The sequence below is a fragment of the Shouchella hunanensis genome, from assembly GCF_028735875.1.
GTDB classification, from domain to species: Bacteria; Bacillota; Bacilli; order Bacillales; family Bacillaceae_D; genus Shouchella; species Shouchella hunanensis.
Genome location: NZ_CP117834.1, coordinates 1,354,418 through 1,377,430, shown reverse-complemented (window position 1 = coordinate 1,377,430; position 23,013 = coordinate 1,354,418). Strand labels below are relative to the sequence as shown.

22 protein-coding genes and 1 pseudogene are annotated in these 23,013 nt (G+C 40.1%); 14 read left to right on the top strand and 9 right to left on the bottom strand.

Going from position 1 to position 23,013, the window contains the following annotated elements:
• Window positions 1–31 precede the first annotated feature (31 nt).
• Together PQ477_RS07080 and PQ477_RS07075 are read left to right on the top strand one after the other, a co-directional pair.
• Complete coding sequence (locus PQ477_RS07080) at window positions 32–1,684, top strand: glycerol-3-phosphate dehydrogenase/oxidase (RefSeq protein ID WP_274273257.1); 1,653 nt, start codon at window positions 32–34, stop codon at window positions 1,682–1,684.
• Window positions 1,684–2,226 (top strand): glycerol-3-phosphate responsive antiterminator, encoded by a 543-nt coding sequence (locus PQ477_RS07075; RefSeq protein ID WP_144560322.1) that lies wholly within the window; start codon window positions 1,684–1,686, stop codon window positions 2,224–2,226. The genes PQ477_RS07080 and PQ477_RS07075 overlap by 1 nt, the downstream gene beginning before the upstream one ends.
• 36 nt (window positions 2,227–2,262) lie before the next feature.
• Here PQ477_RS07075 and PQ477_RS07070 read toward each other — a convergent pair whose 3' ends face one another.
• Window positions 2,263–3,690, bottom strand: a complete 1,428-nt coding sequence (locus PQ477_RS07070) for an aldehyde dehydrogenase family protein (protein ID WP_274273256.1) — start codon at window positions 3,688–3,690, stop codon at window positions 2,263–2,265.
• Between the two features lie 307 nt (window positions 3,691–3,997).
• Here PQ477_RS07070 and PQ477_RS07065 point away from each other — a divergent pair, with 307 nt between their 5' ends.
• From PQ477_RS07065 to PQ477_RS07045, 5 genes are all read left to right on the top strand, one after another.
• Entirely contained in the window at window positions 3,998–5,161 is a 1,164-nt protein-coding gene (locus PQ477_RS07065) for an MFS transporter (protein WP_144560320.1), read from the top strand.
• A 72-nt stretch (window positions 5,162–5,233) separates the two neighbouring features.
• Entirely contained in the window at window positions 5,234–6,199 is a 966-nt protein-coding gene (locus PQ477_RS07060) for a YncE family protein (RefSeq protein ID WP_274273255.1), read from the top strand.
• On the top strand, window positions 6,196–6,879 hold the full coding sequence (locus tag PQ477_RS07055) for a response regulator transcription factor (RefSeq protein ID WP_144560318.1): 684 nt from the start codon (window positions 6,196–6,198) through the stop codon (window positions 6,877–6,879). Before PQ477_RS07060 ends, PQ477_RS07055 begins: the two co-directional genes overlap by 4 nt.
• Entirely contained in the window at window positions 6,876–8,270 is a 1,395-nt protein-coding gene (locus PQ477_RS07050) for a sensor histidine kinase (RefSeq protein ID WP_144560317.1), read from the top strand. Before PQ477_RS07055 ends, PQ477_RS07050 begins: the two co-directional genes overlap by 4 nt.
• A gap of 94 nt (window positions 8,271–8,364) precedes the next feature.
• Window positions 8,365–8,754, top strand: coding sequence for a hypothetical protein (locus PQ477_RS07045; RefSeq protein ID WP_060705528.1), 390 nt, complete (start codon window positions 8,365–8,367; stop codon window positions 8,752–8,754).
• Window positions 8,755–8,871: 117 nt separating this feature from the next.
• Here the strand turns inward: PQ477_RS07045 and PQ477_RS07040 are convergent, their stop codons facing one another.
• Window positions 8,872–9,141: a 4a-hydroxytetrahydrobiopterin dehydratase gene (locus PQ477_RS07040; RefSeq protein ID WP_246117088.1), complete on the bottom strand. Its 270-nt coding sequence runs from the start codon at window positions 9,139–9,141 to the stop codon at window positions 8,872–8,874.
• Between the two features lie 173 nt (window positions 9,142–9,314).
• Here PQ477_RS07040 and brnQ point away from each other — a divergent pair, with 173 nt between their 5' ends.
• From brnQ to PQ477_RS07020, 4 genes are all read left to right on the top strand, one after another.
• Complete coding sequence (brnQ, locus tag PQ477_RS07035; RefSeq protein WP_412766076.1) at window positions 9,315–10,658, top strand: branched-chain amino acid transport system II carrier protein; 1,344 nt, start codon at window positions 9,315–9,317, stop codon at window positions 10,656–10,658.
• Entirely contained in the window at window positions 10,655–10,969 is a 315-nt protein-coding gene (locus PQ477_RS07030) for a CHY zinc finger protein (RefSeq protein WP_274273254.1), read from the top strand. The genes brnQ and PQ477_RS07030 overlap by 4 nt, the downstream gene beginning before the upstream one ends.
• 73 nt (window positions 10,970–11,042) lie before the next feature.
• Window positions 11,043–11,975 carry a nucleoside hydrolase gene (locus PQ477_RS07025; protein WP_035393364.1) on the top strand — a complete coding sequence of 311 codons (933 nt, stop codon included), beginning with the start codon at window positions 11,043–11,045 and terminating at the stop codon, window positions 11,973–11,975.
• Between the two features lie 116 nt (window positions 11,976–12,091).
• A complete protein-coding gene (locus PQ477_RS07020) occupies window positions 12,092–12,637 on the top strand; it encodes a GNAT family N-acetyltransferase (RefSeq protein ID WP_035393361.1) in 546 nt (181 codons plus the stop codon).
• A 16-nt stretch (window positions 12,638–12,653) separates the two neighbouring features.
• Here PQ477_RS07020 and PQ477_RS07015 read toward each other — a convergent pair whose 3' ends face one another.
• The gene (locus PQ477_RS07015; RefSeq protein ID WP_274273253.1) at window positions 12,654–13,283 is read right to left on the bottom strand and encodes an NUDIX hydrolase; all 630 of its coding nucleotides are present in this window, start codon (window positions 13,281–13,283) and stop codon (window positions 12,654–12,656) included.
• Window positions 13,284–13,363: 80 nt separating this feature from the next.
• Here PQ477_RS07015 and PQ477_RS07010 point away from each other — a divergent pair, with 80 nt between their 5' ends.
• Complete coding sequence (locus PQ477_RS07010; protein WP_274273252.1) at window positions 13,364–14,044, top strand: ATP-binding cassette domain-containing protein; 681 nt, start codon at window positions 13,364–13,366, stop codon at window positions 14,042–14,044.
• A gap of 2 nt (window positions 14,045–14,046) precedes the next feature.
• Window positions 14,047–16,068, top strand: a complete 2,022-nt coding sequence (locus tag PQ477_RS07005) for a hypothetical protein (RefSeq protein WP_274273251.1) — start codon at window positions 14,047–14,049, stop codon at window positions 16,066–16,068.
• Window positions 16,069–16,101: 33 nt separating this feature from the next.
• Here the strand turns inward: PQ477_RS07005 and ribD are convergent, their stop codons facing one another.
• Together ribD and PQ477_RS06995 are read right to left on the bottom strand one after the other, a co-directional pair.
• Window positions 16,102–17,205: a bifunctional diaminohydroxyphosphoribosylaminopyrimidine deaminase/5-amino-6-(5-phosphoribosylamino)uracil reductase RibD gene (gene ribD, locus PQ477_RS07000; RefSeq protein WP_274273250.1), complete on the bottom strand. Its 1,104-nt coding sequence runs from the start codon at window positions 17,203–17,205 to the stop codon at window positions 16,102–16,104.
• A gap of 13 nt (window positions 17,206–17,218) precedes the next feature.
• On the bottom strand, window positions 17,219–18,082 hold the full coding sequence (locus tag PQ477_RS06995; protein WP_060705580.1) for an oxidoreductase: 864 nt from the start codon (window positions 18,080–18,082) through the stop codon (window positions 17,219–17,221).
• Window positions 18,083–18,933: 851 nt separating this feature from the next.
• Between PQ477_RS06995 and PQ477_RS06990 the strand changes: the two genes are divergently transcribed.
• Window positions 18,934–19,617: a DsbA family oxidoreductase gene (locus PQ477_RS06990; RefSeq protein WP_144560313.1), complete on the top strand. Its 684-nt coding sequence runs from the start codon at window positions 18,934–18,936 to the stop codon at window positions 19,615–19,617.
• A 38-nt stretch (window positions 19,618–19,655) separates the two neighbouring features.
• Here the strand turns inward: PQ477_RS06990 and PQ477_RS06985 are convergent, their stop codons facing one another.
• From PQ477_RS06985 to PQ477_RS06970, 4 genes and pseudogenes are all read right to left on the bottom strand, one after another.
• Complete coding sequence (locus PQ477_RS06985) at window positions 19,656–20,549, bottom strand: diacylglycerol/lipid kinase family protein (protein ID WP_035397355.1); 894 nt, start codon at window positions 20,547–20,549, stop codon at window positions 19,656–19,658.
• Window positions 20,550–20,603: 54 nt separating this feature from the next.
• Window positions 20,604–21,371: a DUF421 domain-containing protein gene (locus tag PQ477_RS06980; RefSeq protein WP_144560311.1), complete on the bottom strand. Its 768-nt coding sequence runs from the start codon at window positions 21,369–21,371 to the stop codon at window positions 20,604–20,606.
• A gap of 179 nt (window positions 21,372–21,550) precedes the next feature.
• Window positions 21,551–22,435 (bottom strand): annotated as a pseudogene (locus tag PQ477_RS20895) (transposase); the annotation flags it as partial.
• A gap of 67 nt (window positions 22,436–22,502) precedes the next feature.
• Window positions 22,503–22,874 carry a YwqH-like family protein gene (locus PQ477_RS06970; protein WP_274273248.1) on the bottom strand — a complete coding sequence of 124 codons (372 nt, stop codon included), beginning with the start codon at window positions 22,872–22,874 and terminating at the stop codon, window positions 22,503–22,505.
• Between the last annotated feature and the right edge of the window lie 139 nt (window positions 22,875–23,013).

Genomic DNA, 23,013 nt, shown 5'->3' with positions numbered 1-23,013 from the left:
CTTTTTTTGTATTTTCTTAGGAGGGAAAACAATGCCATTTTCAACAGTTACAAGAGCGGACACACTTCAAAGCATGCAAGAGCAACAGCTAGATTTATTAGTCATTGGTGGAGGAATTACAGGTACAGGAATTGCTTTGGATGCACAAACAAGAGGGTTAAACACAGGGTTAATCGAGATGCAAGATTTTGCAGCAGGAACATCCAGTCGTTCTACGAAATTAATACATGGTGGCTTACGCTACTTAAAGCAATTTGAAATTAAACTCGTTGCAGAAGTTGGAAAAGAGCGGGCCATTGTTTATGAAAATGCGCCCCATGTAACAGAACCAGTTCGAATGATGCTCCCGTTCTATAAAGGAGGAACGTTTAACTCCTTTACAACGTCGCTAGGATTATCTGTATATGATCGCTTAGCCGGAGTGAAAAAAGACGAACGTCGGACGATGATGAACGCGAAAGAAGCATTAAAGAAAGAAAGTATTTTAGCAAGTGAAGGGCTTAAGGGAGCTGGGATGTACGTAGAATACCGTACAGATGATGCTCGTTTAACGATGGAAGTGGCGAAAAGTGCTGCGGAGCGCGGTGCAAAGCTCATTAACTATGTGAAAGCAGATTCGTTTCTTTACGAAGATGGAAAGCTAGTTGGCGTCCAGGCAACAGATCGTCTAACAGGTGAAAGTGTAAAAATCTATGCAAGAAAAATCATTAACGCAACAGGACCTTGGGTAGATACTTTACGAGAACAAGATCGTTCGAGGGAAGGGAAGTCCATTCATCATACAAAGGGCGTTCACTTAGTTCTTTCAAAAGAACGCCTACCTTTACATCGCGCTGTGTATTTTGATACCCCTTTTGGCGACGGCAGAATGATGTTTGCCATTCCAAGAGGGAAAAAGGTGTATGTAGGGACAACAGATACAAACTTCAAAGGCGATCAAACTGAGCCAGGTGTTACAATCGATGACGTTAATTATATTCTTGATGCAACGAATCAATTGTTCCCAGGTTACCATTTAACGAAAACAGATGTTGAATCAAGCTGGTCTGGAATTCGTCCTCTTATTCACGAAGACGGTAAAGATCCTTCAGAGATTTCGAGAAAAGATGAAATTTTCCACTCTAAAAGCGGTCTCATGACCATTGCAGGAGGCAAGCTTACAGGCTATCGAAAAATGGCAGATACCATTGTCACGATTGCAGCAGGAGAACTTACTAAAGAAACAGGAAAGAGCTATCCGAGCTGTCAAACAAAAGAAATGGCTTTATCAGGCGGCCATGTTGGCGGATCAGCTAAATATGAAGCCTTTAAACAAAAGATGATTCGAGACGGAGTAGAAAAAGGCTTAACGCAAGACGAAGCACAAGAAATCGCAGAACGCTACGGTTCTAATGCCCCAGCCGTGTTTTCCTATATAGAGGAGAACAATCAGTACGACTTGCCAGGGTCTCTATATGCGATGCTTCGCTATGGAATAGAGCAAGAGATGACAGTAACAGCAGTTGATTTCTTGATGCGACGAGTATCGTATTTGCTGTTTGACATCGATCAAGTGGATGCCTATAAAGATCGTATTTTAAATGCGATGAGTGATTTGCTACAATGGTCAGAAGAAGAGAAACAACGCTACAGTGAAGAACTAAATGAACAAGTAAATCTAGTTACGTTGAGGAGCTTACATTAATGTTTGATGGTCAACAATTATTACCTGCAGTAAACAACATGAAAGATTTTGAGCGTGTGATGAAGGAAGAAGGGGTTTACTTTGTCGTCCTTGATGTGCATTTATCGCTTTTGGCAAAAATGAAAAAGCTTTCGAAAGAAGCAGGGAAAAAGATGCTTCTACATGCTGACCTCGTGCAAGGTTTAAAGAGTGACCGGTATGCTGCAGAATTTATTTGTCAGACCATTCGTCCAACAGGTGTCATTTCAACTAGAGCAAATATGCTAAAGACCGCAAAGAAAAATAACATTTTGGCGATCCAACGTATTTTTTTACTTGATACGATGGCGTTAAAAACAAGTTATCAGCAAGTGGAAGAAGTAAAGCCAGATGTTCTTGAAGTGTTGCCAGGTGTCTTGCCAGACTATATAAAAAAAGTTCGAGAAGAAACAGGGATAGAGGTCATTGCAGGAGGATTAATTACAACCGTAGATGACATTCAAACCGCTCTTCAAGCTGGGGCAAGAGCGGTTACAACGTCAAGAAAAGAATTATGGAATTGAAAAAAGCAGGCGCGAGGAAGCGCCTGCTTTTTTAGGTTATGATGGCATGCCGAGTACAGCTTTCACTTCAAGATATTCTTCAATACCAAATTCGCCCCACTCACGTCCAATGCCGGATTGTTTGTAACCGCCAAACGGAGCGTTAAAGTCTGTACGTGCATTGTTTATCGTAATTTGCCCTGCGCGAATACGAGAAGCAACATAGCGTAGTTTATCTGGATCTTGCCCAAAGACGTAGCCTGCTAGTCCGTAGACAGTATCATTGGCAATCTCAATGGCGTGATCAATATCGCTATAATAAATAATGGAAAGCACCGGTCCAAAGATTTCTTCTTGCGCAATAACCATGTCGTTTGAAACATCTGAGAAGACAGTTGGCTTTGCAAAATAGCCTGTATCTAATCCATCAGGCTTTCCGGTACCACCTACTAATACAGTGGCGCCTTCGTCAATTCCCTTTTGAATATAAGATTGAACGGTTTTCCACTGACCTTCTGAAACAAGAGGTCCCGCTGTATGACCTTCTTCTTTTGGGTTCCCCATTGAAAAGGAAGCAACCGCCTCTTTCATCGCTTTTTCAAATTCGTCTTTCTTTGCTTTTGGGACGAGAATACGTGTGGCAGCTGTACAAACTTGACCAGTATTAAAGAACATATTTGAAGCTGCTGTCTTGGCAGCTTCGCCCATATCTGCATCTTCTAAAATGACAAGCGGTGATTTGCCACCTAATTCTAGCGCAACTTTCTTAATCGTTTTAGAGGCGTTCTGCATGATCTTCTCACCTACAGCCCCAGAACCAGTGAAGGATACAAAATCAATATCTGGGTGCGAGCTAATGGTATCTCCTACTACATCGCCAGTACCGTTAACGAGGTTAAAGGCACCTTTTGGAACGCCTGCTTCATGAATAATATCGGCAAGAATCATCGCTGCATACGGTGTTTTTTCAGCTGGTTTTAATACGACAGGGCTACCCGCTGCAATGGCGCCTGCAATTTTTGTTGCTGTTTGATTTGTCGGGAAGTTCCAAGGCGTGATCAGCCCACTTATACCAATGCTTTCCTTCACAAGTGTGTGGCCATCCTTTTCTTCTGAAAATGAAAAGGTTTCTAAAGCTTTTGCTGCTTGTTTGAAGTGAGCAAGCCCCATTTTAAAATGAACGTTCTCTGAAACGGAAAGTGGTGCACCAAGCTCGTCAGTCATGACATCAATTAGCTCTTTGCTTCGTTTTTTGTATCCTTCAGCAATCGCTTTTAGCCAGTGAATCCGTTCTTCTTTTGTAGAGGTTGAAAATGATGGAAATGCTTTTTTTGCCGCGGAAACTGCCTTATCAACATCTTCTTTAGTACCTGCAGAAACGTGACCGATTATTTCTTCTGTTGCTGGATTAATAACGTCAATGGTTTTAGAGTCGGTTGAATCAATCCATTCACCGTTAATGAAATGTTGAGTTTGGTTACGCACACTAATCGCTCCTTCACATAAGCTTGTAAGTTTTGGAAAAAAGATCTCTACAGTTTTGTACCCTCTTAAGAAACAATAAAACATTACAACATAACATTATTGTAACGGACGTTTTAAAAAAGTGAAACATAAATATCTTAAAAATGAGAAATTTTATTGTATTTGTTTATGCGTTTTTTTTGTAAAATGGTAGAAGCAAAATAAGTACGTGAATCTAATTAAATAAGTTCTACAAACTTGACGAGTCAAAAGATTTTTACGTATTCTTTGCAAAGAGAGAGAAAAAGAAAATGAGGCAGGAGAGACTATGCGTACGTTTTATTATTTGCTTGCTTTAACCTTGGCTGCATTAAATTTGCGACCAGCCATTACATCGATTTCACCTTTATTAGAATCCATTCAAGACTCACTCGGTATGAGTGGAGCGACAGCAAGCTTACTGACAACTTTGCCTGTTTTATGTATGGGAATTTTTTCGCCTTTTGCGGCTGTTATTAGTAAGAAGATCGGTTTAGAAAGAGCTATATTTGTTTCATTAATTTTTATTACTGTCGCAACCTTGATGAGGGGTGTTGTTGGCTCTGTTATGTTGCTTGTGGTAACAGCTTTCTTAGCTGGGATTGGCATTGGTTTAGCGGGTCCACTTCTTTCAGGATTTATAAAGCAACATTTCCCTACAAAACCTGGGTTTGTCAGCGTCTATTCTGTATCCCTTGTTATAGGTGCAGGAATTGCTACGGGCTTTGCTGTTCCTGTTTATGATGGCTTTTCAGGAAACTGGCAGCTGGCACTAGCTGTTTGGGGTGCCTTAGGAGTATTCGCGCTAATTGCTTGGATCGGCTTAATACAAAAGCGACCAACAGCATTGAAGACAACCAATTCAACACTGCCTTTTAAGGATAAACGTGCGTTACTGATTACACTATTTTTCGGGTTCATGGCAACGGTCTTCTATACTGTAACAGCGTGGGCAGCACCCATTGTCATGAGCTTCGGTTACTCTACAGCGATGGCAGCAGCAGGGGTAACGGTTTTTCAATTTATTCAAATTCCCGTATCGCTGGTGCTACCGAGTATTGTTTCAAAGTATGGTTACATTACCCCTGCTCTTATCGGATGCAGTGCAATCGAATTAGTCGGTGTTATTTGTTTGCTTGTAGGTGTTCATCCTTTACTTGCTTTAGGATTAATTGGGTTTGGTGCTGGAGGGTTGTTTCCACTAGCCCTTATGATCCCCATTATTGAAACGGATACAGCCGATAAAGCAAGTGCGTTATCGGCGCTAAATCAAGGTGGTGGCTATATTTTTGCTGCCTTAGGGCCGTTAGCGGTTGGAACCTTGTTTGATGTGTTTGGAACGTTTAAACCAGCCCTTTATGTTCTAATTGTAGTTATCATTAGCATGGGCATTGTTCAGTATCTTCTAGGTAGGCCAGCCAAAGTAGAGGAAGTGAAGAACAAACTCGGGTAAGGTTCTCTGTACTTCGTATAGATTTCACATTTATATGCTATACTGATGCGGAAAAAAGGAGGGAGAAAAGGGTTGTTACGTTTCATGACAATTGCTGCAATAATGATGGCTTTTCTCTCTGCTTGCCAGAGTGAACAAATCGATATTCCTCAGAAGAGCGGCTCCTATTACATTGTTTCGCATGTTAAAGAACCTACGCTGGCTTTTATTAACAAAGAAAATCTAGAAGTAGAGAAAATGACAGCACTTTCAACCATTTGGGAGCAATTGATTGCGATAAATGATACAGAATTTGTTTTCTTGTCAAACGAGTCTCGCATGCTTTCGACTTTTTCCTTAGAGACTGGAAAGGTTTCACCTATCGTCGAGTTAGATGAGCCCGTAAGTGATGTAATGTATGATGCTAAAACAGACTCTCTAATGATAGCTTACGCTACAATAAACAAGGTAGAATGGCGAACGTTGCAAGGTGAGCGGCTAGAAGATATGCAATTAGCGTGCCCGGCTACAGAATTAGAGATAGAAGGAAGTACATTGTTTGCCCTATGTGCAGAGGATAACGTAATCGTTACAGTAGACAGGGAATCATTAGACATGAAAGAGTCATTTTCTGTATTAGATCGTGCGTCGGGTATGTATGTAGAAGACAACAATCTTTGGATCGGTGGTCATGGACCAACAGGACAGTTAAACCATCAAATCGACCGTTACGATGTCCAAACAGGTGAAAAAGTAGGTACCGTAGATATTGGCTTAATGCCTATTGCAATTGATGGAGATGGTCAAAATGGAATCATTTACGCGATTGCGCATGGCAATGATCACCTGTATAAAATTAATGGTGGGTCTGATGAAGTAGTAGCGACATCAGACGTTGGTCATAATCCTAATTATATTCAAGTCGATGAAGAGGTTATTGTTGTTAGTAATTTTGATAGCCATTCATTATCCTTTCTATCAAGCGAAACACTGGAAAAACAATCAGATATTGAAGTCGGAGCAGGTCCATATGCAGTCGTGTCAGGGGAGGTAAAATGAGTAGAGAACGAACGATCCTTATTGTTGATGATGAGCCGGATTTAGTAAAACTTGTATCAACGTATGTCAAGAAGGAAGGATACCGACCTTTAGAAGCAGGGAGCGGTACAGACGCTTTACGCCTCCTTGGACAGCATCCCATTGATCTCGTTATCCTTGATATTATGATGGAAGGAACAGATGGCTTTGAAGTGTGTAAGGCTATACGCGAACAGTATGCCGTACCAGTCATCATGCTCACGGCTCGAAGTCATGAAGAAGACAAAGTAAAAGCATTAAAGCTTGGTGCGGATGACTATATGGAGAAGCCTTTCAGTCCAAGGGAACTAATGGCTAGGATAGAAGCAACACTGCGACGCTCGTATCAAATGAATGAACAGCCAAATCGTCTGGTCTTTCATGACCTTCAAATTAATCGTGACGCGCGAATGGTATTTGTAGGCGAGGACGAGGTCCCGTTAACAAGAAGAGAATTTGATTTACTTGTGTATTTAGCTGAACATAAAAACCGTTCGTTCACGAGAGAACACTTGTTTACACAAATTTGGAGTGATCTTAGTACAAGCTCTTTGCGAACTGTTGATACCCATATTAAGACATTGCGCCTTAAGTTAGGAGAGAACGGAAAAAAAGTTCAAACCGTTTGGGGAATAGGCTATAAGTTTGGAGAAAATGAATGAAATCAATTTCAATCAAGAAGAAGGTCTGGATGGGGATAGGATTAACGGTTCTTGCTGTTATGGTTCTATCGAGCCTATTGATCTTTTTTTTATATGAACGGCTATATGTCGATCAGCAAATAAGCCAATTTGAGCGTAAAGGACAAGCACTTGCAGCCTTTTATAAGGAAGAAGGATTGACTGAGGATTTTTATGAATTTCTCGATTGGTCAGAGGAAACATCAGATGCCCATTATGTGGTAACAGAAGATCCGATGGAGCTTGCGGGAGGAGCGCCTTTCGAAGATGATTTCGGTGAAGAATTGATTTCATTCGCTGAGAGACAAGTATTATTGCAAGGTGAATCAGTCTATGTGAGACGGGAGCATCCACGGTTCCAACAAGAATTAATTGGAGTAGCGATTCCATTTATAGGGGAAGATGGCCGTCTTGAGGGAGCGGTGTTTATTTCACAACCGCTCACCGACTTATACGAGTTATTTTCAAACGTCGCATGGTGGCTTGTACTCATTGTTACATTAGCAGGTGGAGTTATTTTATTTATGGGTAGTCGCCTGACAAAACAGCTTGTAGGGCCACTTTTAAAAATGAAGCAAGTTGCGGAGAAAATGGAGTCAGGTGATTTTTCTGCACGTATTCAGCTCGTTCGGTCTGAAGACGAGTTTGTACTGTTAGCCAATTCAATTAACCAATTGGCCTATTCTTTGGACCAAGTAGAATCAAATCGTCGTGTGTTTTTAGCAAATGTTGCTCATGAACTCCGGACACCCCTTAGCTATATGATTGGCTATATAGAAGGAATGGAAGAAGGGGTCATTGATAAGAAAAAAGGATTGACGGTACTCACCCAAGAAGCTAATCGACTGAATCGATTAGTCAATGACTTACTTGATCTTGCTCAACTTGAGGGAGACGGGGATACACTGGATAAGCAGCCGCTTGTGTTTGCTGAACTAATTCGAGAAGCTGTTGACACCGTTCGTATTCGGGCAGATGAGAAGCTCATACCGATTCAGCTTGATTTAGACGAAGCAAGTATTGTGGTAGCAGATCGTGACCGAATGAAGCAAGTATTTATAAATTTATTAACAAATTCAATCGCCTATAGCAATAGCGGTCATCCCATTACAATCACCTTGTCCGTAGAGGATGGAAAGGCGAAGGTGATTGTAAAAGACACAGGATTTGGCATTCCTGAAAAGGATGTCGCTAACGTAACAGATCGGTTTTTTAGAGTGAAAAGAGGAAGAAGTCGTACGGATGGGGGAACTGGGTTAGGGCTATCCATCGTTCAGGAAATTATCGCGAAGCACAACGGCTCATTTGAACTGCATTCAATTGAAAACGAAGGAACGGAAATTGTCCTTACTTTAGAAGAATACGATGGATAATGATCTGGCATTCAGTAGGTACCTGTCTTTCCCTTTAAAGTATATCCGTTCATAAGGAATAGCTATAATATTAAATAAAGGAGGAGATTACGTAATGAACCATTCAAAGCTATTGTTAATCGTGTCCTCGTTATTTGGTTTATGGGGTGTGATGATGGGGGCGCATATGGCAGGAGGCGGATCTTATGCGTTATCTGCTATTCATGCCCATGTTCTTGTTTTAGGCTGGTTAACCCTTTTTGCTTGGAGTGTCTTTCATAAGCTCTATAAGCCGAAGCAACAGCTACTAGCAAGTTTGCAAGCGTGGACAGGCATCGTTGGTGCTGTGCTTCTTACAGTCGGTATGTGGCTGTATACAAATGAACCGTTTGCTATTCCGAATGCGCTACAGCTTGGGCTCTATATTGGTGGAGGCATGACGGTTGTTGTTAGCTTTTTCCTTTTCGCCATACTAGCGTTTTTATCAAGTTCAAAAGAGGAGTAGGCAGAATAGATAAAAAGACTACCCACACCCTATAAATGGGGAAAGGATAGTCTTTTTTGCTGAGGGATTTATGTGATTCATGCAGAATGCGTGAATCACTACTGGCTTATCCATCAATCAATGCGAATAGAATTGATCGCAGGCTCTAGCAGCGTCAAGATCTTTTTGTGTAAGCTTCCCTTTATCAACTGTTGTCCATTTAATGGTGATGGTCGTATGGTCAATAATGATATAGGGGTGGTGTTGAGCTCCTTCAGAATAGGCAGAAACATTTTGGACGAAATCTATCCCGGCTAAAAAGTCATCAAAAGAAAAACTTCTGATTAAAGTTTCTCCTTCAACTGTCCAGTGTTCTAATTTTTCGGCTTCTTTTATTAACTGACCCAAAATCATTCCTCCTAAAAAAGTATGTCTTTCTTTATACCTGTTTTGTTCACATACTAACCATCTGTTTTGAAGGAAGATTTTACATGAAAATTATATGGACATAATTTGACAAAATGTGATACAATTCTCAAATGACATAATTAGTCAGATAATTTAAACAGAGAGGTGACATGATGAACCAATTAAGTGGTATATCAAACAAGCAAACACTTTATATTGGGTTGATGCTCTTTTCACTTTTCTTTGGTGCAGGTAATCTAATCTTCCCACCAGAGCTGGGTCAGAGTGCTGGATCAAATGCATGGCCAGCGATTATAGGATTTTTAATATCAGGGGTAGGTTTACCTATACTTGGTGTTATGGCAATTACGTACGTAGGAAGTGATGACGCTGAAGGCCTTGGACGTAGAGTTCATCCTTATTTTGCGATAGGATTTACAGCTCTAACCTTTCTAACGATTGGCCCGTTTTTTGCGGTTCCTCGTACGGGAACGGTATCCTATGAAATTGGTATTCTTCCATTTATTGAAAGAAGTGAGAGCCTTAATGCATCTAGTCCGCTATGGTTGTTTCTTTTCTCAGTTGCATACTTTGCTATCGTATTTTATTTATCACTAAGTCCAGGAAAATTTGTTGACCGTATTGGAAAAATTATTACGCCGTTTTTATTACTTGTTATTGCTATTTTACTTGTAACGGTCTTATTTAACCCTTTAGGAACGTATCTTGAACCTGTTGATTCTTCTTTCAATGATTATCCATTTTTCCGCGGAATTACGGAAGGTTATCTAACAATGGATACAATTGCAGCAGTTGTGTTCGGTATTATTGTAGTAAAAGCAATAAAAGATTTTGGCGTGACGGATCAGCGGATTGTGAAGCGAACAGCATGGAAAGCGGGAATTATTGCTGCCATCTGTCTAGGTACCGTTTATGCAGGCCTTGGTTATCTTGGTGCCATTAGTGCTTCGGCTATTTCAGCTGACTCAGGAGCAGGAATTCTTGCAAGTGTCTCATTTGAATACTTCGGTTTAGGTGGCAATATTTTATTAGGCCTAATTATTTTAGCAGCGTGTATCCCAACTGCAACGGGCTTAATTTCATCTTGTTCTATCTATTTCAACAAGCTCTTTCCTAGCCTTTCATACAAAGCGTTTGTAATTATTTTTACCCTATTTAGCTTAGGTATATCAAACTTTGGGTTAAGCACAATTATTGAATTTTCTATCCCGGTATTAGTCTTTATTTATCCGATAGCTATTGTGCTTATTCTACTAGCGTTCCTTGAGCCATTATTTAAAAGAAGACGTATTGTTTACCAAATGACCGTCCTGTTTACGGCCATTGTCTCTATTAATGAAGGCTTAATGGCTGCAAATGAATCATGGAATTTCTTACGCGCAGTTCCACTACCTTTTGACGATATTGGCTTTGCATGGGCGTTGCCGGCTTTAATTGGCTTTGTCATTGGTCTTCTCTTAAGTCCGGTATTTAAAGGAAGCGAGCCTAGAGATTGAAGGTAGTAAAGGGAAGAGTAATTGATACAGAGACACGCTGTGTTCACTATTCGACAGTGGTTGATGTAGTAGCTATTCAGTTTGCGTGTTGCCACGACTTTTATCCATGTTACAAATGCCATGATGAAGCGGTTGAGCATGTACGAACCCAATGGTCAAAAACAGCTTTTGAGCAACAGGCCATTATGTGTGGAGTTTGTAAAGAGCTGTTAACGATTCATCAGTACTTGAACGCTGATCAATGTCCACATTGTTATGTCGCTTTTAACCCAAACTGTTCATTGCATAATCATCTATATTTTGATTGTTAAAGGGAAAGGAACGAGTATGATTCGGTACTGCTTCTCATAAAATAATGTAGGACATTGAGAGAGGGGCAAGTACATGAAGCATTATGTCTTGTTATTCTGTGATCCAGGAATAGATGATGCAATGGCCATTATGCTAGCCATCATGCACCCACAGATTGAATTAGTTGGCATTGTGACTAGCTATGGAAATGTTACAAAAGACCAGTCCACAGTAAACGCAGAATATCTTTTAAAAGTAGCAGGGATGTCTCATATACCAGTGATCCCTGCTGCTTTTCGTTCTTTTTCAGAGTTTGAAGAAGTGTCTTACCCTGACATTCATGGAGAAGCAGGGCTTGGCTCTATCATGCCTGAACATCATTTCCCAGGAAATCGATTGGGTTTCGACACCATACGTTCCATTCTTACGACCTATAACCGGCAGCTAACCATTATAGAGTTAGGGAGAATGACGGCGTTGGCGAGTGCGTTGAATTTATATGAGAACGAGTTCAATCAGGTGAAAAATGTCTTTATTATGGGCGGGGCTTTTTTCGTTCCTGGTAATCGTACGCCTGTAGCTGAAGCTAATATTTATGGCGATTCTGTCAGTGCACGTTTTATTTTTCAATTCCTTCAAACAACCATCACACCTTTAAACGTTACATCACAGGCGATAGTAACTCCTCCTCTCGTTCAACGCTTAACAAGTCACTCTACTTTTGGGAGCACCATTCAAGCGATTCTCTCTGTATATATAAACTACTATCAAGAAAAACAACCTCAACTATCTGGGCCACCTATTCATGACATTGTTCCCCTCCTTATTATGGCAAATCCATCTTTAGCAACATACGTACATCGTGATATTGAAGTGGTTACCACAGGGGAAGCAACGGGAATGACGTTTATGGATTTAAGACCAGATAGTCCAATTGGACAACAAAAGATTGCGTGGACGATTAATCAAAAACAACTGCTAAACGATTACGAAAAAGCGATGTTCAGTTTCTATGCAGGCGAATAAAACATTGGTATACTTATGTTATACATGAGACGGAAGGGTGATGTTTATGAAAACATATGGAACATATCTATATATGACAGAAAAGAAGGAAAATTATATTAAAAGGAGTTTTGTGTTTGATCAAAGGAAACCGAATCGAATTACGACCAGCATCGAAGACAGATTTTATTAGACAAGTTACGTGGAGAAATGATGAAAACACCGCTCGTTTAGCTGCGGGTTCTTATGCTGCGCTCTATGGTCATGTGACAATGGAAGAAGTAGAAGCGCTCTATGATAAACGAGTCATAAAAGAGAGGAAAACGGAAAACATTTTTGCTATTTATGTAGCTGAGACCAATACGCATATTGGAAACTGTGATTATCGAGATGTAAATCCGATTGCAAGAAGTGCTGAAATTGGTATTTCCATTGGTGTTGAGAGTGAACGGGGAAAAGGATATGGGACGGAAGCGTTGAATTTGCTTGTGGAATTTTTGTTTCAAGATTTGAACTTGCAGCGTGTACAGCTAGATACATGGAGTGGAAACGATGCTGCTCTAAGAACGTACGAAAAGTGTGGATTTAAAATAGAAGGAAGGTTAAGAAGAGCCGAGTGTGTAAAAGGTATTTACTATGACCAGCTTATTATGGGCTGTTTGCGAGAAGATCGAGAGGGATAAGGCTCTCGACTCCTTTTTAAACATGACGCTGTAGCGCGTCTTCCAATGCAATGACCGTTTGCTTTAAGTAAGAGAGGGAATGGGGAACAAGATCATCTAGCGTGATTTCGTACTCTAGAGCGATGCGCTGATTTCCCTCTTCTTTATAGCCGGAGGCGACCATTGAGTTGGACAAACCAAAGCACACCTCTTTGAATTGGTGAAAAGGTATAGCCACCATTCCAGCTACTTCTTCTTTCTGTAGCGAAAACGACTCTATCAATTGGGATGTAAAATGAACGTAAGAAGAAGCGATTTCGTTATCTAGAAATGGCTTTGTATGAATTCTATCTAGAAACTGACCAATAAAGTATATGTCGTCTGATGATAACGCTATACCGAGTTCTTCCTCGACTTCTCTTAAGCCATCTAGTGTTGTTTCCTTAGAATGTAAGTGACCAGCAGCTGTAATATCAAATAAATTCGGAAAATCTTTTTTTGTCTGACTTCTGAGTTGTAAGTAGATTTGGGGTTCTCGATTGTTGTTATTTATCATCCAAAGGTGGAACGTTTCATGCCATAGCCCGTTCTGGTGAATTTGTTCTCGACTGGTCGACCCGAGCGGCTTTTTAGCATGAGTAAAATACGAAATCATTTCATTATTCATAATGGAACCTCCTCTATACGCTAACAGAGTCTAGTATAGCATAAGAATAAACATTCATTCTTTAAGAAAGGAGCAAGCATTTGCAGTATGTCCGTGTTAAACAATTATCAGTAAATGAAAGGGTTATTTACAGAAAAAAGATGATTTTAGAGGATATTACCTTTTCCATTCGCCATGGTGAAGCGGTTGGAATCGTTTTAGAAAATCAGCATGAGAGAGAATGGCTGATGGATTTATTGTTAGGAATCAAAAAACCAAGTCGTGGTGAAATTACGATTGGTCAACATACGATAACAAATGTGAATGAAGAAGAAGCAGCTCGTATACGCAGAGAGGAAGTTGGCTTTGTATCAAGTCGAACATTGTTACATACTGAAGCGACGGTTGAAGCAAATTTACAGGTGAATAAGTGGCTAAACAAAAAGGCTTATGCAAATAAAGAGCACTTAAAACAATTGCTCGCCTATTTTCATGCAGAACATCTTTGCCATAAATACGTGAAGGATCTTGACACTGTTGAACAGGAACTGGTACGAATAATCCGTGCTCTCTGGATGAGCCCTTCTCTAGTCTTAATGGAAGAGCCAGAAGATGCTACGATGTTAAAAAAACTCATTCAATATACGTGGTCAAGACAAATCACCTTTCTATTCACAACATCTCAGCTAGAAAAAGCAGAGCAGGCTAACGGAATGTTGTCTATAAAGGGCGGAGTAATAGAGGATCATTCGCGCTTAGATTTAAGAAGGGTGCGGGAGTAGGAATGAAAATGATTTATTTTTTAATGGGCAATCGAACTGCTTTTCAAACAAAGAAAGGACTTGGATTGTTTCTAGTTTACGTACTGTTGCTAATAGGGTTTCTTACGTCGATGTTTTTTAGTCTGCAAGTTGCCATTCATGCTAATAAGGTTAACCAGTTATCAAGTGATGGAGGAAACTTAGGGCTCTATTCGATTCAGTCCAAGGCCGCTCTAAATAAATCCGATATTGAGCAATTTATGAAAATGGACTTAGTATACCAACCATATGTAAAAAGTGAGCCGGAAGCGTATACATATGAAGGAGCGACGGTAATCGTCCAAAGGAATAGTGAACCTTATTTTCATGAAAATGGGACGACTCTTCTAATGGGAGAGTGGCCACAGAATGAACATGAATGGGTTATTAATAAATATCACTTTTATGCGATCGATGACGATTTTTCACTTGGTGACCAACTTACTTTTGAGTCTAGCACAGGCGATCAAAAGGACATTACGATTACAGGTGTATATGAAGAGCTGCAAGCTTATCAAGCATCTTATTCAGCATTAACCGTTGAAAAGGTAGAGGAAGGCTATATTGCTGGATTAGTAGAAATGGACCACGTTTCAACTGTTTCTTCTAATTTGAAGGAGACTTTTGACATCAATATACAACGTCAACCCGTTTATCAAAATCCACCTGTGGAGAAGCTTTCAGAGGGTAGTGCAATGGTTGCGTTTTATAGCCTACTCCTCTTATTGAACATGATCATTCTAGCATGGCTAGCTATTCAAATTCTGTCATTGTTTGATTTTCGTGCTGGATTAACAACGTCAAAGTACTATGGTATTTCGCCGAAGAAAACAACATTTGCTTGTATCGTATTGTTTAGTATTGTTTCCATGCTCTTAGTCATTATTAGTTATTATGTAGCTTATAGAGCCTTTCAGTTTTTTGGCGAGAGTTGGAGCCACGTAATAGGTGTTTCAATCTTCCATCGCCAAGACCATGTAAATAATCAAATACATATACCTATTGATTACACTTATATGATTATCGCCAGTATCCTTCTCACACTATGGTTCATTCTTGTTTTCTTTGTAAGTAAACAACTGAAAAAAACAACAATCCTCATTGTTTCAAGTTTAATTGGGCTTAGTTGTTCAGTCTTAATGATACCTTTCATTCAATCTGTAGTGGACTATAACCAATTCCATAGTGAAAATGAAGTCAGTGATGATCTTTATGATCATTATTTAGAAAAACAACCGTATACAAGCGCTCATTTATTAGATAGAAGAGCCATCGATCAGTTTGACGATTTAACAGATGCATTGGCTCGTGACGGTGTTTCGGCTTTGCATTTAAAGGGGCTCCAAGATTGGATTGTAAATGGACTAGAAGATGAACGAGATCTGTTTTTCGCATCTCAAGTATTAGCGGTAGAAGACGATGAGTGGCCAAAGGTGTTAAAGCAATTAGGCATGGAGGAAATAGCGTCATTTCAACAAGGTGATGCACCTTCAATTATTCATTTTCCATGGAAAGAGTCAGCAAATTTTAGTTACCAACAGCCCGTTTATCTTGAAGGTGAAGAAGTAGCGCTTCAGCAAATAATCTATGATGATCATGGCAGCTTTGAGTTCATGACAGATGAAGAAACGCTACCATTTCGTGCCTATAGTGTAGAACAAGAGCATTTTTTCACCTATGAAACGTTCATTTTGCCTCAATCTTATGTTACTGAAACAAAGGTAGACGAACAACTGTACATGCCAGTCTATTTGATTCCGACTGACTTATCCATTAACGAATTTGAATATGAATTGTTCACGAACTATTTAAACGAGTATCCGTTTCTTACGTTTATTGAAAATGGGCATCACGCCACATGGTTTGTGGAAACACAGCGAACAAGCTTTAGGTTGCTAATGATACAGGTTGTCCCGATTGTGCTTGTACTAACAATGATTCTGTTTTCATTAGGCTTCCCTTTGCTTAAGAAAGTAAAAGCGAAAAAACAATGGCGTTCTGAATAAACGAAAACCTAAATGCAGCCATGTAGAGCGCATTTAGGTTTTTTTATTTTCATATTGAGGATAAGCGACAATCTTTAGGTCAGGTCCTATAACGGAGCTTTCTGCCCACTTCAGCGGAATCGCCTGATCCATTGTTTCGATACCGATTCCTTCAAAAAAGCTTCGTGCATCTCGTCCACCAATAAGTTTTGGGGCGATATAAAGAATACATTTCTGTACGTGTTGCTGCTCTAGAAAAGCAGCATTTAATGTGCCACCCGCTTCTAGAAGCGTTGAGGTGATGCCTTTTGAGAATAACGTAGCAAGCATCTCATCTACATCGACCTTCTCCTGATTCGTTGTGTAAAAGATGTGTACACCTTTCTCTTTTAATGCGGCTTCTTTGGCTCTATGAGCTGGTGCAGCAGAGGTAAAGAGATAGATAGGGGCTTCCTCATCATTGACTACGTTACAGTCTAACGGTATACGCATTTGCGAATCAACGATAATGCGAACCGGGTTTCTTCCATTAGGAATACGAGCCGTTAATGAGGGGTTGTCTTTTAAGACGGTCTCAATGCCGACAATAATACCTTGATGTTCACTTCGAAGTCGATGTACATCTTCCCGTGCAGGAGGGGATGTAATCCATTTGCTGTGAGTCGTTTTCGTAGCAATTTTCCCGTCAAGGGAGACAGCAGCTTTTAACGTCACGAACGGTCTTTTTTGAACGATAGCAAAGTTAAATACTTCATTTAAGTGTGTGGCTTCCTCTTCTAATAATCCTGATTCGACTGAAACGCCAGCCTCTCTAAGACGTTTTATACCATTACCAGCGACTTTAGGATTGGGATCAAGTGAAGCGACTATGACTTTTTTTACACCGGCTTTCACTAAGGCATCTGCGCAAGGACCTGTTTTGCCTGTGTGTGAGCATGGTTCAAGCGTGACATAAGCCGTTGAACCATTCGCCAGCTCTCCTGCCATTCGTAATGCATGAATTTCAGCATGTGGCTCTCCCTCTTTTAAATGAGAACCTATACCAATCACTCGACTTTCTTTTACAAGTACGCAGCCGACAACAGGGTTTGCCCCTGTTTGACCTAGCATGGCTTTTGCGTTTTCAAGCGCTAGCTTCATATACTTTAGATCAGACATAAGTAAACACTCCTTAAGACAGATAATAAATACCGGTTTGTTTTTCTGAAAGTGACCATAACGATTTCGCTTGATGTTTATCAAATATAGCATCCCCAGTTGGTTGAGATTTAGGTTTTCCGTACCATTCTCTATAGCCACTAGGTCCAATCCATTCACCACCGTTAAGCTGGGCACATGTGGCAGCATAACATGTTGATGCTGCACCTTGTTTAGCTGATTGAACAAGATAAGGTAGAACGCTGCGAATGAACCAATGGGCTTTCTTGCCTGAGCCTCTGGAGAGCAAGTTTGAATAAGCTAGACCGGGGTGACAAGCAACACTAATGGTGGTTTTTCGATGTATCTTTAAACGTCGATCCAGCTCTCGAGCAAATAAAAAGTTGGCATACTTACTCTGCCGATAATACGTCATCGGACTGTAATCGTGCTCGCCATTGGAATAAGCAAACTGAATCGTTCCTTTAATGGCAGCGATACTTGTGATCGTCACAATACGGGACTGAGGAGTAGAAGTTAAAAGTGGCAAAAGGTACCCGGTCAATGCGAAGTGGCCAAGGTGATTTGTACCAAACTGTCTTTCAAAACCATCTATCGTGAGCTCATATGGTGGAATCATGACGCCTGCATTATTGATAAGTAAGTCCAATCTTGAAGTTTGAACGCTTTCTGAAAAGGCTTGAATGGAAGAAAGGTTACCTAAATCAAGGAAAGAAAAAGAGACATCTCCATAGGGGCGGAGAAGGGTGACGATTGCTTCCCCTTTTTCTTTATTTCGACTGGCAATAATTATTCGATAGTTGCTTGCTAGTAAGTACTTGGCCGTTTCAAGACCAATTCCACTTGTTGCCCCGGTAATAAGCGCTGTTTGCTTCATGTCTTTTGCTCCTTTAAGCAATCACTGTCTCCATACTACACTAGTCTTATGTGGGTTTGCCAAAAAGAAGGGTTGCCATTGAGGGAATGTTATTGAATGGGAATGTGTAGCGATGGATAGGGTATTGAGCAGATGAAAACAATAAAAAGCGAGCAGCGACAAGGATCACTGCCCGTTCATATTGATTAACCAAGAGTTCCCACGATGCTAGAAACTGATTCAAATAGTTGTGTAAGTACGTCTGTGAGCATTTGATCCACCTCCCGTTAGAAAATAAGAAAAAAGAGAATTAGCCAAGCGTACCGATAATGCTAGAAACTGATTCAAAAGCTTGAATAAGAATATCTGTAAACATGAGATCCACCTCCCGTTAGAAAATAAGAAAAAAGAGAATTAGCCAAGCGTACCGATAATGCTAGAAACTGATTCAAAAGCTTGAATAAGAATATCTGTAAACATGAAATCCACCTCCTGTTAGAAAATAAGAAAAAAGAGAATTAGCCAAGAGTACCGATAATGCTAGAAACTGATTCAAAAGCTTGAACAAGAATATCTGTAAACATGAGATCCACCTCCTGTTAGAAAATAAGAAAAAAGAGAATTAACCAAGAGTACCGATAATGCTAGAAACGGATTCAAAAGCTTGTACAAGAATATCTGTAAACATGACATGACCTCCTTTAAAAAAGCTTTATTGTTCTTACTTACTTAGATAACGTAAGAGAGATCACATTGGATCACTTTTTTTTATAATTTTTTTTTAAAAGGATATAAAACGGTGATTAAAAGCACATCCGTTGCACTTGTTTATTGATGGGTATATCGTATAAAAAGAAGGGGGCGAATGAAGAATGAAAGTAGAGATTTGGTCGGATGTTGCATGTCCGTTTTGTTATATCGGAAAGAGAAAGTTTGAGCAGGCTTTAGATGAATTTGATCAACCTGTTGACGTGACGTTTAAAAGTTTTCAGCTTGACCCTAGTGCACCACAGCACTCGACAGAGTCCATGGTGACGGTTCTTGCGAAAAAGTACAATGTCCCTGTTGAAAAGGCAAAAGAAATGAATAGTCAAGTCACTGCTCAGGCCAAAGAAGTAGGTTTAAACTATCATCTAGAGAGTGTCCGAGTTGTGAATACAATGGATGCTCATCGCTTAAGCCATTTAGCGAAAGAAAAAGGGAAAATGGGAGAAGTAATGGAGGCGCTATTGGACGCGCATTTTGTCCAAGGGCGTTATGTTGGCGATCGAGAAACGCTAATAGCGATTGCGGAAACAGCAGGTATAGGGAAAGAAGAGGTAAATGCCGTATTAGACAGCGATCAGTATAAGGACGTTGTGATGCAAGATCAGGCAGAAGGAAGCCAAATTGGGGTTCAAGGCGTTCCGTTCTTTGTTTTTAACCGAAAATATGCTGTTTCAGGAGCTCAGCCTAAAGAGGCGTTCCTTCAAGTGTTAGAAAAGGTAAAAGAAGAAGATGCCTCTCAGATTCAAGTAGTGAATCAAGGCGATACATGTTCAGATGGAAGCTGTTAAACCAAAAGAGGAATCCAACACTTATTGGATTCCTCTTTTTATTGTTGGTGATGGATGAAGGTCAATGCTTTTTCATGAACACGATACGTTACTGGTGTGGTATCTATTTTTTCTCCATCGCTATCAATATCAAGAACAGGTGATGTAATAAGAGAACACTGTTCGACATCAAGCATTTCCAATTGCTCTGGATGATCGAGCCATCCTTCGTCTGTGCGTGCTTGATTATACATATTCTTTAGCAACGTTGCGCCTGCTTCTTTCACGATAAACATGTGAAGGATGCCATCGTTTAAAGAGATAACGTCATTAAACAAGCCAACCGTTCCGATGTATTGACCGTTCATAGCCAAGATCATAACCGCTTCTCCACTTTTCTTTACACCTGTATTGGTTGTTAATTCATATGAAAAAGGGGTGGGTTCTTTCAGGGAGCGGATGGCACTAATGATATAGCCTAATTTACCAAACGATTCTTTAGTTGATTCCTCAATTTCTTTTGATGCTTCTGTAATAAGGCCAATTCCAGAGAAATTGCTGAAATAACGATCGTTTTGGCTAACGATATCAATATCGGTAGTGTTGCCAGCAAGTATAGCATCCACTGCATCGTCTATTTTTGAACAGTTCAATGAACGGGACAAATCGTTACATGTTCCTGTTGGTAAAATACCAACGATTGGGCGACCAGCTTGCTGCATAAGTCCGTTTACGCATTCGTGAACCGTACCGTCTCCACCCATAATGAGGATTAAGTCCACTTTGCTTCCATTCTCCACGCATAGAGCTTCCGTGTCTCCTGCTTTTTCGGTTTGGTATAAAGTGAATTCTTTTATGGAAGGGGCTAATTTAGGAACAATGTCTTTAAGTAAATCTTCTAGTTCACCTTGTCCAGCTGCTTGATTGTAAATGAGCAGTGCTTTCGTATACATGGTCACGTGACTTCACCTCTTCTATACATCTATACCCTTTTTATTTCATTTCAACTACGGTGCTATCGTTTTTTTCTGAACGGCAAATGTGTTATTGAAGTAACTACAGTAAAAAACGTGCTCAACGGCAACGATGCCCTTCTTATTTAGCTGTTGATGAACCCATTCTTCCGTAAGGTTTAGGATTTTTAAGTGATCTTTTTGCAGCACACCATCCATAATCAAAGGCAAGGTAAAAGGTGTGTTATCCCCTTTTTTAAAAATAGATAATGTACCAGAGGCTTCAAGCATCGCCCAGTCAACTTCTTGTACATCAGCAATGTTTTTATCCCGTAGCTGCAACATAATATCATCAATATTGTAATTCTGATCCGATAAGTTTTCCTGTAAAAATTGTCCATCTTTAATAATAATGACTGGTTCTCCATCGACGAGATCTCGAAATTTTTGATTTTTTACTTGTAAATAAGTGAAGATACGCTGCAGGAGAATGAGAAGAGCAATAGGTGCCAACCCTCTATATAGAGGCAGTTCAGGATCATCAATTAAAACAACAGCTAATTCAGCAATCATTAATGTAATGATGACATCAAGAACACTTACTTCACCAAGCTCTTTTTTTCCTGTTAAGCGAAAGAAAATTAAAACGGCGATAAACATAATTACCGTACGTATAAGTGTGGACAGTAGTTGGTCCAAGCCGATCACCTCGTTTAAAGTATGAGCGAAAGAATCAAGAAACATGCAATTATTCCAAATCGGCTTGGTAATAGCCCTTTTGTTAGGGGCAACTTGATTAAAAAACGCGATTGAATGTAACAAAAAAAATCCTCTTCCTTCTATGGAGGACGAGGGTGTATTACCGGTCCCATTATGGCACCATACTGGCCAAAACAGCCTTTAAATGACGTGAAAAAACTTGAAGAGAAAAAAGGCGCTTAATATGAAAGAGGCTGGGACATAACTAGTTTCTGACACAACAAAGATCGCCATCCCTTTTTTCAAGTGATGGCGATCTTTTTTCTATTTTTCTGATGCAAGTTAATTGTGAAATACCTTCTATATGCGGTGTATTTCCTCATATTTACCGCCATGAAGGCAAGACCTATTTCATTTTTCCCTTTCTTGGTCCTTCGGGCTGAGGATCGAGTGAAACCCAAATGAGCCTTCAAAAATCCAAAGACTGGTCCACATCTATTTTTCGTTTACGGTATAATCCACCTGTTCTCGCTTCGGAAAGCAAGCGTTTTATATAGGCTTTCTGTGCTCCCAATGCTCATTTATAGTCATACACGACAGCTTTGACTAAATCGATCTTTATCATGTAAACGGGATTCATACAAAAACGAGAGTTTTTGATTATGTGGACACGTGAAAGAATCTCCTTTAGAATCGTAAGGCTAATTGGCTATTTGAAAAGGATCTTGCTTCGTTTTCTTTTTTTGCTCTTTCCTGTATTGATTGTAGGTTATAAGAGGGGCACGTTTCCGATTCTGAATGACATCTTCATAATTTTACTCACTACCATAACCGGCATCTGCAATGAGGAAGGGAGGGAACTCAAAGAAGCCCTCTTCAATGGTAGTTAAAAAAGGGATAAGCGTTCGTGTGTTTGTAGGGTTAGGGAAGATGTCATAGGCTAATGCATACTGACCTTTGGTCGCCAACTGGATATTGTAACCAGGCTTGAGCTGACCATTTCTCATGTAGTCATCTTTCATCCGCATCGGTTTTTGAATAACTGTTTCGCTCCCGAGAATGTTTATATCCTTTTGATACTTCTTCTTGCGATTGCTAAAGTCTAGCCATTGCTTGCGATAGTGCTTCAGATCTTTGCTAGTGGAACGCAATGTCTTTCGTTCCGAAACATTTTCGCTTGCTTTAATGAAGACTGAATAGACGGAGGCATCGCGTTCATGTTCCGGCTGATATAAGACAACCCTCATGCTACAACTAATCTAGCGTTCGTAAAGCACTAAGCTTAGATGAGAGAAGCATTTCGTTTAAATCAATCGCCCCTTGTTTTGCTTGTATCGCAGAATCAACTGATTGAACCATCTTTTCTACTTGAGCGATACAAGTGGAATCGATTTTATCGACAACGTTTGTTTGTCGTTTCTCTTCAAAACGATGTGCTGTTTGCCCACTCCAATAAGGCTTAGAAAGCTCCGGTTGCAAATACGTTTGTTTTGCGCCCTCCAACTCACCCACCAAATCGGAAAATTTTTGCTTACACTTCTTTAACCGGGTTATCTCATCTGAATAAGTATTGACTTGATTGCGTAAAAAGGATATCTCATTTTCCAAGACGCTCCGCTCACTCATAAGCTCACCTTCTTTTTCAACAGTTCTGATAAATCCCATGCATCAATGAAAAGTTTACAACATTTTTCCAAAAAAATCATCTTTTTCACACCTAAATAAAGCGCACACACACCCTTTGTACCAGTACTCTACTCTTAAC